General features: G+C 65.3%; 14 protein-coding genes and 1 other RNA gene. 9 read left to right on the top strand and 6 right to left on the bottom strand.

The features are described 5' to 3' along the window. Positions 1-15 precede the first annotated feature (15 nt). The 3 genes from ffs to JY96_RS16705 all read right to left on the bottom strand — a co-directional run bounded on the left by ffs (position 16) and on the right by JY96_RS16705 (position 2045). Positions 16-114, bottom strand: an RNA gene (ffs, locus tag JY96_RS22945) — signal recognition particle sRNA small type. Between the two features lie 102 nt (positions 115-216). Beyond that, a complete protein-coding gene (locus JY96_RS16700; RefSeq protein WP_035039214.1) occupies positions 217-891 on the bottom strand; it encodes a dienelactone hydrolase family protein in 675 nt (224 codons plus the stop codon). A 32-nt stretch (positions 892-923) separates the two neighbouring features. Further along, positions 924-2045, bottom strand: a complete 1122-nt coding sequence (locus JY96_RS16705; RefSeq protein WP_035039216.1) for an AIR synthase-related protein — start codon at positions 2043-2045, stop codon at positions 924-926. A 359-nt stretch (positions 2046-2404) separates the two neighbouring features. Between JY96_RS16705 and JY96_RS16710 the strand changes: the two genes are divergently transcribed. Then, positions 2405-3523: an SLC13 family permease gene (locus tag JY96_RS16710; protein ID WP_035039219.1), complete on the top strand. Its 1119-nt coding sequence runs from the start codon at positions 2405-2407 to the stop codon at positions 3521-3523. A 69-nt stretch (positions 3524-3592) separates the two neighbouring features. Here JY96_RS16710 and JY96_RS16715 read toward each other — a convergent pair whose 3' ends face one another. Continuing rightward, the gene (locus JY96_RS16715) at positions 3593-4060 is read right to left on the bottom strand and encodes a hypothetical protein (RefSeq protein ID WP_035039222.1); all 468 of its coding nucleotides are present in this window, start codon (positions 4058-4060) and stop codon (positions 3593-3595) included. 256 nt (positions 4061-4316) lie between these two features. On the opposite strand from JY96_RS16715, the gene rpsP reads away from it, so the two are divergent. The 6 genes from rpsP (at position 4317) to JY96_RS16745 (ending at position 8389) form a co-directional block, all read left to right on the top strand. After that, positions 4317-4577 (top strand): 30S ribosomal protein S16, encoded by a 261-nt coding sequence (gene rpsP, locus JY96_RS16720; protein WP_035039225.1) that lies wholly within the window; start codon positions 4317-4319, stop codon positions 4575-4577. A 13-nt stretch (positions 4578-4590) separates the two neighbouring features. Beyond that, positions 4591-5262, top strand: a complete 672-nt coding sequence (gene rimM / locus JY96_RS16725; protein ID WP_052162647.1) for a ribosome maturation factor RimM — start codon at positions 4591-4593, stop codon at positions 5260-5262. 31 nt (positions 5263-5293) lie between these two features. Then, on the top strand, positions 5294-6076 hold the full coding sequence (gene trmD, locus JY96_RS16730; RefSeq protein ID WP_035043352.1) for a tRNA (guanosine(37)-N1)-methyltransferase TrmD: 783 nt from the start codon (positions 5294-5296) through the stop codon (positions 6074-6076). A gap of 118 nt (positions 6077-6194) precedes the next feature. Continuing rightward, the gene (gene rplS, locus JY96_RS16735; protein ID WP_035043354.1) at positions 6195-6551 is read left to right on the top strand and encodes a 50S ribosomal protein L19; all 357 of its coding nucleotides are present in this window, start codon (positions 6195-6197) and stop codon (positions 6549-6551) included. Between the two features lie 94 nt (positions 6552-6645). After that, complete coding sequence (locus JY96_RS16740) at positions 6646-7338, top strand: CoA pyrophosphatase (protein ID WP_035039228.1); 693 nt, start codon at positions 6646-6648, stop codon at positions 7336-7338. 55 nt (positions 7339-7393) lie between these two features. Continuing rightward, on the top strand, positions 7394-8389 hold the full coding sequence (locus tag JY96_RS16745) for a CobD/CbiB family protein (RefSeq protein ID WP_035039231.1): 996 nt from the start codon (positions 7394-7396) through the stop codon (positions 8387-8389). 25 nt (positions 8390-8414) lie between these two features. Here JY96_RS16745 and JY96_RS16750 read toward each other — a convergent pair whose 3' ends face one another. After that, positions 8415-8858, bottom strand: coding sequence for a hotdog fold domain-containing protein (locus JY96_RS16750; RefSeq protein ID WP_035039234.1), 444 nt, complete (start codon positions 8856-8858; stop codon positions 8415-8417). 85 nt (positions 8859-8943) lie between these two features. Here JY96_RS16750 and JY96_RS16755 point away from each other — a divergent pair, with 85 nt between their 5' ends. Further along, complete coding sequence (locus JY96_RS16755; RefSeq protein ID WP_081961346.1) at positions 8944-9618, top strand: TetR/AcrR family transcriptional regulator; 675 nt, start codon at positions 8944-8946, stop codon at positions 9616-9618. On the opposite strand, the gene kstD is transcribed toward JY96_RS16755, so the two are convergent. Then, positions 9610-11370 (bottom strand): 3-oxosteroid 1-dehydrogenase, encoded by a 1761-nt coding sequence (gene kstD, locus JY96_RS16760; protein WP_035039237.1) that lies wholly within the window; start codon positions 11368-11370, stop codon positions 9610-9612. The genes JY96_RS16755 and kstD overlap by 9 nt on opposite strands. Positions 11371-11477: 107 nt before the next feature. Here kstD and JY96_RS16765 point away from each other — a divergent pair, with 107 nt between their 5' ends. Then, entirely contained in the window at positions 11478-12503 is a 1026-nt protein-coding gene (locus tag JY96_RS16765; protein ID WP_052162648.1) for a nitronate monooxygenase family protein, read from the top strand. Positions 12504-12555 lie beyond the last annotated feature (52 nt).

Genomic DNA, 12555 nt, shown 5'->3' on the forward strand with positions numbered 1-12555 from the left:
CAAAACAAAGAATGGGGTGACGAGCCTGAACCCCGGCACTGAAGGTAATCGGTTAGGGCTGCTTCGTTCCCGACCTGACCCGGTTGGCCGCACCCCCATGCGGGGAGGCCCGTCACCGACGATTGTAAGCCATGCCGCGGTACCGGGCTGGAACTTGTGTTGCCAGCCCGCGTTGCACCAGGGTGATGTGTTGCTTTCGAGGGGGATCGAGCGCGATCAGGCCTGCGCCTTCAAGTGCGTGAGCATGAAGCTCACCGTGCGGTCCCAGGCCTGCTGGGCGCAGGCCGCGTCGAACACCTCGGGGCGGGTCTGGTTGACGAAGGCGTGGTGCGCCTGGTAGCGGTGGATGTCGGGTGCCTGACCGGCCTGCCGCATCGCCGCTTCCAGCTTGTCGACCAGCGCGGGCGTGCACCAGTCATCCAGGCTGGCAAAGTGCCCCTGGAAGGGGATGCGGATGCGTGCCGGGTCGGCGAACTCGGCAGGCGGGATGCCATAGAAGCACACGGCCGCCGACAGGCCTGGCACGTGCACGGCGCTGGCCACGGTGAGTGCACCGCCCATGCAGAAGCCCATCACGCCCACCTTGCCGCCGCGTTGAGTCAGGTACTGCGTGGCACCGCGCAAGTCCTGGTGGGTGGCGTCGGCAAAGTCCAGGCCGTTCATCATGTGGCTGGCTTCGTCGGCGGTGCTGGCCAGGCGGCCGCGGTACAGATCGGGCGCCAGCGTGGTGATGCCGGCTGCTGCCATGCGGTCCACCAGGGCCAGGATGTGGTCATTGAGCCCCCACCATTCCTGGATCAGGATGACGCTGGGGCTGCCGGGGCCGGCATCGGCCAGATAGCCACGGCTTGTGGCGCCATCGGGGCGTTGGAACTCGATCATCTGACCCATGTTGGACTCCTTGCCTGTTTGGCGCCGAGTGTTCAGCGCAGTTGCAACTCGTCGGCGCCGTACACCACGTTCAACGGTTCGATCACGACCTGCTTGGGGCCGGCTTCCACGCGGCCAGCCACCAGGGCCGGGATGCCCAGGCCTTGCGCGATCTCGACCACGCGCTGGGCATCGCTCGCCGCCACGTACAGCGCAAAACCGGCGCCCATGTTGAGCGTGCCGTAGGCCTCGTGGTCATCCAGGCCGCATTCCTTTTGCATGAAGGCCAGCACGGGTGTTTTCTCGGGCAGGGCGGTGATGCGGTAGGTCAGCGCCTTGGGGTGGCGCAGCAGCTTGCGCCAGCCGTGGCCGGTCACGTTCGCACAGTAATGTGGGTGGATGCCGGCAGCGGCCAGGGCCTCAGTCACGGGCGAGTACAGCGTGGTGGGCGCCAGCAGGGCCTCGCCATAGGTCTGGCCATTGCCGATGTCGGTCAGGTAGCCCTTGGGCAGGCGCTCGGCCAGCTTGCGCGCCAGCGACAGGCCGTTGGCGTGGATGCCACTCGATGCCAGCAGCACGATGGCATCACCCGCTTCCATCTTGTCGCCCACCGACAGGCGGGTCTTGGGGCTGATGATGCCGGTGCAGGATGCGGCCAGATCCACACGGCCATCGGCCACGATGCCAGCCAGTGCGGGTGTTTCGCCGCCGCCCCAGGCCACATTGCAGACCTCGCAGGCTTTTTTCCAGCCGGCCACCAGGGCATTGGCGCGGATCTTGTCGCCGAACCAGTCCGAGCCGCCAGCGGCCCAGTAGGCCTGCACGACCAGGGGCGTGGCGCCCACGGTGATCAGGTCATTGACGGCCATGGCGATGGTGTCTTGCGCGATGCTGTCGTAGTAGCTCTTGCCCGTCAGCGTGGCCATTTCGTCGGCCACCAGGGTCTTGGTGCCCAGGCACTCCACGATGGAGGCCAGGTACATCGGGCCCACGTCCACCACATAAGCCGACTCGCCACGCGAGGCCAGCACTTCCGAGAAACCATGGCTGGCCAGGTTCGCACCGGTTTCAGCAGCAGCACGTTGCGCCGCGACCTTCAACGGGTCGATCAGGTCATAGTTGACACCGGCCTGGTCGTAGGTGAGGGGCGCGTTCTGGTTAGTGGGCGTGGTCATGGGCAGGCAAAGAGCTGGGTGATCGGGAAAACCGCGATTATCCCGTACCGCGGCGGGGTATGGGGTAATTTGCGTGGACGGCGCTCCACGATGAGCCCGTTTAAGGGGGCGCTAGGGGAGGGCGCTGCAGTTGCGCGTCTTTGGTTTCATGTGAGGGGCGACGGCCACTGAACGAGGGCAAAGGGGTGGCCGGTGCGGGGAGGGGCTTGGGCGGGTGACTGCTAGACTTGAACGCGTCATTGCCACTGAACAAGGACTTGTCCATGCTTGCTTCCCATGAGCTCACCTGCGGCGCTTGTCTGCAGGGCCTGCTCAGCCGCCAGAACGGTCACTGCATGACGCTGGCCTGAGGCGGGTCCATGGTGCATTTGCTGGGCAAACTGTTGCGCAGTTTGCGTGAAGACAAGTTTTTCCTTGTTCTGCTTGCCGGTCTGGTGGCACTCAGCGCGCTTGCACCGAGCGGCATGGGCGCCTATGCGTCGCTGGTCGATTGGCCGACGATCGCGGCGCTCACCGGGTTGTTGCTGCTGACCAAGGGCATCGAGGTCAGTGGCGTGCTGCACCGTTTCGGCCTCGCCCTCATCCGCTTGATGGTGACCGAGCGCGCTGCGGCGCTGTGCCTGGTGATCGCCGCCGCGTTGCTGTCCATGGTGCTGACCAACGACGTGGCCTTGTTTGTCGTGGTGCCTCTGACGCTGGGGATGTGCCGCCTCACGAAAATGCCGGCAACCAGGCTGATCGTGTTCGAGGCGCTGGCCGTGAATGTCGGCTCGGCGCTGACGCCGATTGGCAATCCACAGAATCTGTTCCTGTGGCAACGCTCGGAAGCTTCTTTCGGTCAGTTCGTGTGGCACATGCTGCCGCTGGTCGCGCTGATGATGGCAGCGCTGCTTGTGCTGACCGCCTGCACGTTTGGCCGCCAGGCAGTGCAGGCACGCGACGACGCCACCCTCGTGGCGCTTGACCGCCCGCTGCTGGGTGTGTCGCTTGCGCTGTACTTGCCGTTCCTGATTGCCACCGACCTGCATCACGTCGGCGTGGCGGTGACCGCGTTGCTGGCGGTGTTCCTGGTGCTGCGGCCGCGTGTGTTGGCCCAGCTGGACTGGGGGCTGCTGCTGGTGTTCATCCTGATGTTCATCGACCTGCGTCTGCTCGTTGGCCTGGCGGGTGTGCGCGAAGCGCTGCAACACCTCGGGCTTGACCAGCCAGCGCACCTGTATTTCGCCGGCATCGGCGCCTCGCAGATCGTCAGCAATGTGCCGGCGGCCATCGCGCTGGCGGAATACGCCAAAGACTGGCGGGTGCTGGCCTACGGCGTGAACGTCGGCGGCTTCGGGTTCATGGTCGGTTCGCTCGCTAACCTGATCGCCCTGCGCCTGTCAGGTGACCGCAGGGCCTGGCTGAGCTTTCACGCCTACGCCATCCCCGCGCTGTTCGTGGCCGCCGCCATGGGCTACCTGCTGCTGTTCGTGAGGTAAGTGCCCCCGACGCGGTTGACGCTATGCGGCTGCCTGCTTGCGGCCAGCAAGCTGCTGGCTGATTACTGGCTACTGGCTGATCTTGCGGGCCTCTTCGACCTGGTATTCGAAGTAGCGCTGGCCGGAAAACGCGATGGTCGACATCAACACCGTGGCACCCAGCATCAGCGCCAGGCCCACGCCGATCACCGCGGCCCAGCCGCTGGCCGGCGCATCGGGTGAGGTGGCCAGGGCCGGGTTGTAGCGGGCGTGCCATTTCTCGTCCGGCATCAGGCCGTAGAGGATGGCCTGCAGCATCGTGTAGGCCACCATGAAGCCCAGGATGGGGATGAGCAGCCACGACAGCTGGTCGTCCTGCCCGAGATCCTGTACCCGCTGGATGCCCCAGGCGCCCACCAGGGTCGGGATGGCGTGCAGCCAGCCCAGCCAGTCGCCCAGGCCGAACAGGTAGAAGCGGTGCGCCCCCACAGGCCCCCCCAGCAGGGCAGCCCAGGTGGCCAGGGTTTTGGACTTGTAGCCAGCGGGGATTTGCGTCATGGATGCAGTGTTCACACAAACGGTAAGAGTCGGACTATAATGCGCGGTTTCGTGGCCCGAGTCGGGTGTTTCCCATGCTGGAGTTTTTGGCTTCAATCTGGGGGTGAACTCTGGCGCGTATCTAAACGGGCTGTGAGATCCCTATACCTGGTTGGGCCAGATCATTTTTGAATGAGATGTCTGACCAACCTTTGGCCGCCTGCCCCCGAGTGTCTCCCGGGAAGGGTGGCCGCCAAACCAATTTGAAGGACACATCATGGTCGTGATTCGACTCTCTCGCGGTGGCTCCAAGAAGCGCCCCTTCTACAACATCGTTGTGGCTGAACAAAAGAACCGCCGTGACGGCCGCTTCCTGGAGCGCGTGGGTTTCTACAACCCCCTGGCTTCCGGCAACGCCGAAACCCTGCGCCTGTCGCTGGACCGCGTGGCCCACTGGGTTGGCAACGGTGCCCAGCCCTCTGAGGCCGTGACCCGTCTGGTCAGCGAAGCCAAGGCCAAGGCCGCTCCCGCTGCCTGAGCTTGACGCTTGCATGAACGATCGCGCCGAGACCTATACCCCTGTTCTGGACGACGGTGTCGTCTGGCCTGCAGATGCGGTAGAGGTCGGGCGCATCGTTGACGCCTGGGGCGTGAAAGGCGGGATCAAGGTCCAGCCTTTCTCCTCTGATCCTCAGGCGCTGTTCTGTACCAAGAAATGGTTCTTGCGCCCCGGCGAAACCGCTGCGGGCGCTTTGCCACGTCCGTCTGCAGCCAAGGCCAGTGCCGCGGCGCAGGCTGCCCCGGCTGCCGCGCCCAAAGGTGTGCTGCGCCTGAGCAAGCCGCGCTTCCTGCAGGTCAAGCAGGCCCGTGAGCAGGGCGACGTGGTCGTGGCCACGGCCGATGGCCTGGAAGACCGCAATGCCGCCGAGGCGCTCAAGGGCGCCCGCGTGTACGTGTCGCGCTCGGCCTTCCCGACGCCCGACGCAGACGAGTTCTACTGGGTCGACCTGATCGGCCTGGATGTGCTCAACAAAGCCGGCGAAGCCCTGGGCAAGGTGGTTGATCTGCTCGACACCGGCCCCAACAGCGTGTTGCGCCTGGAGGGCGAGGCTGGCGAAGACGGCAAGCCCGTCGAGCGCATGATCCCCTTCGTGTCGGCCTACATTGTCAGCGTGAGCCTGGCCGATCGGCGCATCGTGGCCGATTGGGGCCTGGACTACTGATCCTTTTTTGAACGGGGGGTCAAGCATGGCCGTGCGCTTCGACGTCATCACCCTGTTTCCCGAGTTGTTCGCCCCGTTTCAAAGCATCGGCGTGACGCGCCGCGCGTTCGAGACGGGCGCGGTGGACGTGCGCTTGTGGCCCTTGCGTGACCATGCCGACGGCACCTACCGCCGTGTGGACGATCGCCCCTTTGGTGGCGGCCCCGGCATGGTGATGCTGGTCGAGCCCCTGGTGCGCTGCCTCTCGGCGATCCGCTCGGACCAGGCGGCGGCCGCGGCCCCGCGCCTGCCGGTGGTGCTCTTCAGCCCGGCGGGCAAACCTTTGACCCAGCAGCGTGTGCAGCACCTGGCCCAGGGGCCGGGTGCGGTGCTGCTGTGCGGCCGTTACGAGGGCATCGACCAGCGCTTCATCGATGCCCATGTGGACGAAGAAATCTCCATGGGTGACTACGTGCTCTCAGGCGGCGAGCTGCCTGCGCTGACCTTGATCGACGCCGTGGCCCGCCTGCAGCCCGGCGTGCTCAACGACGTGGCTTCGCACGAACAGGACAGCTTCTCGGACGGTCTGCTGGACTGCCCGCATTACAGCCGCCCGGAGGTGCTGAGCCTGCCGGAGCAGGGTGAGGGCGCCAGCGTGGAGGCCGCCGTGCCGCCCGTGCTCATGTCGGGCCACCACGCGCACATTGCGCGCTGGCGCCGGGAGCAGCAGCTGGCCATCACCGCCCGTCGCCGGCCCGAGTTGATCGAGGCAGCCAGGGCGCGCGGTGAATTGTCCAAACAAGACGAACACTTTTTATCCCAACTCGCGCTATAATCTGCGGTTTTCCGATCCTCTACCCGGCTTTTACCTCTGCGCAAGCCGATCAGACCATCTGGTTGACTGGGCAGATTTCAATCTTTCTGGCGCGGGCAAGATCATTTAGGAGCCTTTGATGTCCAACATCATTCAACAGCTCGAGCAAGAAGAAATTGCTCGTCTGAACAAGACCATCCCCTCTTTCGCCCCTGGCGACACCGTGATCGTGTCCGTCAACGTGGTGGAAGGTACCCGCAAGCGCGTCCAGGCCTACGAAGGCGTCGTGATCGCCAAGCGTAACCGCGGCCTGAACTCCAGCTTCATCGTGCGCAAGATCTCCAGCGGCGAAGGCGTGGAGCGTACGTTCCAGCTGTACAGCCCCCTGATCGCTGGCATCGAAGTCAAGCGTCGCGGCGATGTGCGCCGTGCCAAGCTGTACTACCTGCGTCAGCGCAGCGGCAAGTCGGCACGTATCAAGGAGAAGCTGGCTTAATTGCCGGTTCCCTCCGAGCCGGGCATCACAGTGTGGTGCCTGCCCCAATAGCCGCCCTTGCGCAAGCACTGGCGGCTTTTGTTATGGTGGTGTCATGGCATTCATGATCGATCCTCGTGTGGCCGAGCTGTTGGGCCACGATGCCCACCTGCCGGCTGTTGACCCGCAGCGCTTCACGCGGGCTTCGCTGGTTCAGCGCTTCCAGCAGCCACCCGTCTGGCAGCCCGATGTCGAAGTCGAGAAGTGGTACCGTGCGCCGGATCCGGTGCCGGCCTCGGTGCTGGTGCCTCTGGTGATGCGTGGCGAGCCCAGCGTCTTGCTGACACAACGCACCACGCACCTCAAGAAGCACGCCGGCCAGATCAGCTTTCCGGGTGGGCGCAGCGAACCCTCTGACCCGGACGCCGTTGCCACGGCCTTGCGCGAGGCGCAGGAAGAAGTGGGCCTGGCGCCGTCACGGGTGGACGTATTGGGTACCTTGCCCACCTACACCACGGGCACCGGCTTTGTGGTCACGCCCGTGGTGGGCCTGATCGAGCCTGGTGCGCAAGAGCTGGAGCGCCTGCAGCTGCAAGCCGACCCCAGCGAAGTGGATGAGATCTTCGAGGTGCCGCTGCACTTCCTGATGGACCCGCGTTACCACCAGCGCCGTGCCTTCGATGTGTCGGGCACCCGCCTGGAGTTCTTCTCCATGCCGTGGACGTCGCAGGCCACCGACAAGGAGTACTTCATCTGGGGTGCGACTGCCGCGATGTTGCGAAATTTATACCGCTTCCTGTCTGCCTGAAACTTGGCCCCATTTCCCGGCCATTCAAGGGCGGGGCGGGGGCTATCATCCATCCATGAGCTTTTTTGCCGTGCTCTTCGCCCTGTTGGCGGAGCAGCTCAAGCCCTTGTCGAACCTCAACCCCATCCACCACGGACTGACTGGCTGGGTGCGTTGGGCTGGGCGCAACTTCGATGCCGGCGAGGACATGCACGCGCGCGTGGTCTGGGGCATCACGGTGCTGGCGCCTGCTGCGCTCACGGCCATCATCTATGTGTTCACCAACCGCTACAGCACCGTGCTGGCTCTGGGCCTGGATGTGGCCGTGCTGTACCTGACGCTGGGCTTTCGTCAGTTCAGCCACCACTTCACCGACATCCGCGATGCCCTGGAGGCCGGCCGTGAAGACCGCGCACGCGAGTTGCTGGCGCACTGGCAGAACCTGGACGCCAGCGAACTGCCCCGCACCGAGATCCTGCGCCATGTGCTGGAGTACTCGCTGCTGGCTGCGCACCGCCACGTGTTCGGCGTGTTCTTCTGGTTCGTGGCCCTGTCGTCATTGGGCCTGGGGCCGGCGGGGGCCGTGCTCTACCGCATGGCCGAGTTCGCCAGCCGTTATTGGTCGTACCGCAGCCAGATCACCGGGGTGTCCACGCACGACCGCCTGATGAGCCTGTCGCAGACCTTGTTCTCGCTGGTCGACCATGCGCCCGCGCGCTTGACGGCCTTTGGTTTTGCCGTGGTGGGCAACTTTGAGGATGCCGTGGATGCCTGGCGGCGTCACGCCGTGTTGTGGGTACGCCCCAATGAGGGCACCATCCTGTCGGCTGCCTCGGGGGCACTGGGTGTGCGCCTGGGTGGCCAGGTGGCGCCGAGCACCGACGGCGCACGCGATGTGAGCCGCACGATCACGCAAGGCGATGCGCCCGATGTGATCGAAGCGCAAGGCAGCACCACCGGTGCCGCGCCCCAGATGGCCCACCTGCGCAGTGTGGTGGGTCTGATCTGGCGCTCGGTGGTCCTGTGGATGCTGCTGCTGGCCTTGCTCTCGCTGGCCAACCTCATTGGTTGATCAGCACGCGCTGATCCACACCGCCTCAGCCGGCTGCTTTCACATTCATCGTGATGCGCGCCGTGAAGACCTTCTTGCCTTCGGTATCGAACACCTCCACGGGCACGACCTGATCGCCCGTCTGCGTCCAGTCAATGCCGCTGCCATCGGACACGGCACGGATGTCGGTCTTGACCTTGGCCAGGTATTCCACGCTCATGCCCTTGGGAATCCAGCGGTAGCCGGCCGGCAGCGAGGCGTCGGTCATGGTGCCGGCCACCAATTCGGCCGCGTTGCACAGCGCGATCGCATGCATGGTGCCCAGGTGGTTGGTGACTTCCTTGCGCAAGGGGACGGTGGCTTCTGCATAACCCGGGCGCAGCGCCGTGACGCTGGGCGTGATGGTGCTGAAGTAGGGGGCGATCTGGCAGATCATGGTGGTGAACTGCTCGGGCCCGACGCTGTTGAACAGGTTCAGGACTTGGCTCATGGGTGTCTCCTCGGTGTCCTTGCTGGACGGTTGATAACGAACAGAATAGTATTCTGGAATATTATTCGGTGTCAAATAGCGCGCCATGAAGCAAGCAAGCAAGACCATTGAACCCAAGGCTGCAGCGAAAGAAAAGGCCGTGGGTGTGCGGGGTGTGCTGGAGCGGGCCTACCCAGGCAGCCGGGCGCAACTCAAGCGGCGCATGCTGGAGGGGGCGCTGGCCTGCTTCAACGAACACGGTATCGAGCCCACCACCATCGAGATGATCCTGGCGCGCTGTGAAGCGAGCGTGGGCAACCTGTACCACCACTTCGGCAGCAAGGACGGCCTGGTGGCTGCGCTGTTTTTCTGCACCCTGCAGGATCAGGCGGCCCTGGTGGACGAGGAACTGGCCAAGGCCCACTCCATGCGTGAAGGCGTGGCCGCGTTGGTCTACAGCTACGTGGATTGGGTGAGTGCCCAGCCGGAGCTGGCGCGCTTCATGTTCCAGGCGCGCTCGGCGGTGTCCAAGGGGCCGCATGCCAGCGAGTTGCAGCAGCGCAACCGCCTACGCGCCAAGCTCGTCATGAACTGGTTTGCCCAGGCTGATCGGCCAGTCCGCATCAAGGACTGGCCGACCGAGCTCTTGCCTTCCTTGATCATCGGCCCCGCCGAGAACCTCAGCCGCGCCTGGTTGTCCGGGCGGGTCAAGGCTACGCCCGCGCATTACCGCGAGCAGCTGGCCGAGGCCGCCTGGCTGAGCGTGGCAGGGTCAGACTGAAGGAGCCTGGTCCGCCAGGTCGTTGCCGGCCACGTAGCCGAAGGTCATGGCCGGGCCGATGGTCGAGCCCGCACCCGCATAGCTGTGGCCCATGACCGACGCGCTGTTGTTGCCCGCGGCATAAAGGCCTTCGATGACGCTGCCATCGTCGCGCAGCACGCGGGCGCGCGCATCGGTGCGCAAGCCACCCTTGGTGCCCAGATCGCCCGGCCGGATCTTGAAGGCGTAGAAGGGCGCATGGCGCAGTGCGGCCAGGCTGGAGCTGGGGCGCACGGCGGGGTCCGTGTAGTAGTGGTCATAGACACTGTCGCCGCGGTGGAAGTCCAGGTCTTTGCCGGCATCGGCAAAGCCGTTGAAGCGTTGCACGGTGTTGCGCAGCGCGGCCGGGGGCACGCCCATCTTGGTGGCCAGGCCTTCGAGTGTCAGGTCCTTGACGACCACGCCGGCGTCATACCAGCGTTGCGGCAGCGGCAGGAAGGGCAGCGTTTCCTTGAACAGGTAGCGGTTGCGGTAGCGTTGGTCCACCACCATCCAGGCGTTCACGTCCTGGCTGACCAGGGCTTGCTTGTAGGTGGCGTGCACGAAGTCCGTGTAAGGCGCGGCTTCGTTGACGAAACGCTGGCCCTGGCTGTTGACCATGATGCTGCCCGGCAGGGTGCGTTCGGCCAGCACGAAGTAGGGGCCTTCCGGCAGGGGGATGACCGGACCCCACCAGGCGTCGTCCATCAGGTCCAGCGCGGCGCCGGCGCGTTGCCCGGCCTGGATGCCGTCACCCGTGTTGGTCTTGGTGCCGACCGTCCAGTCCGTGGTGATGGGGTGTTGCTGGTAATCCAGCCGCATCTTCAGGTTGTGCTCGAAGCCGCCTGCGGCCATGACCACGCCTCGTGTGGCCCGGATCACCGTGGGGTTGCCGTTCTTGTTGACGAGCACGCCGTTGACGCGGCCATTGGCGTCGAACTGCAGGTCGATCAGGGGCGTGTTGAGCCACACCGGCACATTGGCCTGAAGCAAGCCGGCACGCAGGCCGGCCGCCAGGGCCTGGCCCATGGTCAGCGGGATCTGGCCCTTGAGCATGGCCTCTGCATAACGTGCCACGGCATTGGCTGCGATCAGGGCGCCCTTGGCGGACACGGCCGCGAGGTTCAGCCACTTGTACTCGCCACCGAAGATCACCACGCCGGGCGGCGTCGCCAGGTAGGGCGGGTTGAGGTTGGCCAGCTCCTTGCCCAGCAGCCGGCCATCGAACTGATCGGGCTCGATGGAGGCGCCGTTGGGCTTGCCGCCTGGCAACTCGGGGTAGTAGTCAGAGTAGCCCTCCATCCATCGAAAGCGCAGCGGCGTGTTGCGCAGGATGAAGGAGATCATGGCCGGGCCTTGCTGCAGATAGGTGGCCTTGCGCTCGGGCGGCACGATGGGCCCGACCACGGCGTCCAGGTAGGCGGCAGCTTGTTCGGGCGTGTCGGTCACGCCGGCCTTTTGCAGCACCTCGTTGTTGCGGATCCAGATGCCGGCGCCCGAGCGGGCCGTGGAGCCACCGAACTTGTCGGCCTTTTCGATCACGACGACGCGCAGGCCGCGTTTGGCGGCGCTCAAGGCGGCGGTCATGCCCGCGGCGCCCGAGCCGATCACGACCACGTCAAACGTGTCCTCGGCGGCTTGGGCGGGGCTGCTGAGGCTGCCCATCACGCTGGTGGTCAGCGCGGCCGATGCGGCGCCTTGAAGGACTTGTCGACGGGTGCGGGATACAGGCATGGGTGTCTGGAAAGCGGGGGTTGGTGACCGAACCATTCTCGGTTCAAATGGCAAGCTACAAATGATGGGCCACTCATGTCGGTGGCCCTTGAAGCAAGGGGGGCTGCATGGGAGACAAGTTGTCGGGTTTACGTGAGCTGGGCGTGTCCTATCCGGTCATGCAAGCCGGCATGCCGGGCATCGCGGGGCCTGAACTGGCCGCGGCAGTCAGCCTGGCGGGTGGCATCGGCACGCTGGGCATCATGGATGTGTCCGAGTGGGGCACGGCGCTGGCCTTGACGCGGCGCCTGTGCCAGGGGAGGCCCTTCAACGCGAACCTCTTGCTGCCCTTCACGCGGGCGCGTCACATCGAGCTGGTGATCGCGCAGCAGGTGCCGATGGTGACGCTGTTCTGGGGGCGTGATGCGGCCTTGATCCAGCGTTTGAAGCAGGCCGGCATCTTCACCTTCCAGCAAGTGGGCAGCGTGGACGAGGCGCGTTTTGCGCTGGATGCAGGCATCGATGCCTTGATCGTGCAAGGCCGCGAAGCGGGTGGGCATGTGCGCGGCACCAGCTTGCTCAAGGTCATTTTGCCGGCCATCGTGGGCGAGGCTGGCGAAGTGCCGGTGTTTGCGGCGGGCGGCATGTACACCGAGCAGGATGCCCTGGCGGCGCGGCACATGGGCGCCAGTGGCGTGTCAACGGGGACGCGTTTCGTGGCCACCAACGAAAGCCGCGCCCACGATGCCTACAAGCGTGGCCTGGTCGAGGCCGACGACACGGTGGTGACCACCTTGTTCGGTTTGAACTGGGATGCCCCGCACCGTGTGCTGCCCAACGAGGCCACGCGGCGCTGGTGTGATGCGCAAGGCCAGGCGCCAGCCTGGGTGCGCGGCCTGCACAAGCTCACAGGCTTGGGGCGGCGCCTGATGCCGATGAAGGCCGAGCTCACGCATTGGCAACGAGCGGCGATGCCTTTGTTGACCGGTGCCGCGCTGGAGGCCAGCATGCCGGCACGCATGGCGGGCTGTACGGCTTTGTATGCGGGGGCCGATGTGGGCCGTATCCGATCCGTGATGCCGGCGGCCGAGGTGGTCAGGGAACTGGCGGCGGCATTTGATCAGCGCGGCAGCCGGGCTGGCCGGGCGGCTTGATCCATTTGATCTGCTTGATCTGCGAGATGCATGGCCTGGCTGGCCCAAACGA

This window comes from Aquabacterium sp. NJ1, assembly GCF_000768065.1.
GTDB lineage: Bacteria > Pseudomonadota > Gammaproteobacteria > Burkholderiales > Burkholderiaceae_C > Aquabacterium.

What these genes read in the sequence shown, in the direction of transcription:
- JY96_RS16700 (WP_035039214.1), bottom strand. Translation starts at nt 891, where the DNA reads ATGGGTCAGATGATCGAGTTCCAACGCCCCGATGGCGCCACAAGCCGT.
- JY96_RS16705 (WP_035039216.1), bottom strand. Translation starts at nt 2,045, where the DNA reads ATGACCACGCCCACTAACCAGAACGCGCCCCTCACCTACGACCAGGCC.
- JY96_RS16710 (WP_035039219.1), top strand. Translation starts at nt 2,405, where the DNA reads ATGGTGCATTTGCTGGGCAAACTGTTGCGCAGTTTGCGTGAAGACAAG.
- JY96_RS16715 (WP_035039222.1), bottom strand. Translation starts at nt 4,060, where the DNA reads ATGACGCAAATCCCCGCTGGCTACAAGTCCAAAACCCTGGCCACCTGG.
- rpsP (WP_035039225.1), top strand. Translation starts at nt 4,317, where the DNA reads ATGGTCGTGATTCGACTCTCTCGCGGTGGCTCCAAGAAGCGCCCCTTC.
- rimM (WP_052162647.1), top strand. Translation starts at nt 4,591, where the DNA reads ATGAACGATCGCGCCGAGACCTATACCCCTGTTCTGGACGACGGTGTC.
- rplS (WP_035043354.1), top strand. Translation starts at nt 6,195, where the DNA reads ATGTCCAACATCATTCAACAGCTCGAGCAAGAAGAAATTGCTCGTCTG.
- JY96_RS16740 (WP_035039228.1), top strand. Translation starts at nt 6,646, where the DNA reads ATGGCATTCATGATCGATCCTCGTGTGGCCGAGCTGTTGGGCCACGAT.
- JY96_RS16745 (WP_035039231.1), top strand. Translation starts at nt 7,394, where the DNA reads ATGAGCTTTTTTGCCGTGCTCTTCGCCCTGTTGGCGGAGCAGCTCAAG.
- JY96_RS16750 (WP_035039234.1), bottom strand. Translation starts at nt 8,858, where the DNA reads ATGAGCCAAGTCCTGAACCTGTTCAACAGCGTCGGGCCCGAGCAGTTC.
- JY96_RS16755 (WP_081961346.1), top strand. Translation starts at nt 8,944, where the DNA reads ATGAAGCAAGCAAGCAAGACCATTGAACCCAAGGCTGCAGCGAAAGAA.
- kstD (WP_035039237.1), bottom strand. Translation starts at nt 11,370, where the DNA reads ATGCCTGTATCCCGCACCCGTCGACAAGTCCTTCAAGGCGCCGCATCG.
- JY96_RS16765 (WP_052162648.1), top strand. Translation starts at nt 11,478, where the DNA reads ATGGGAGACAAGTTGTCGGGTTTACGTGAGCTGGGCGTGTCCTATCCG.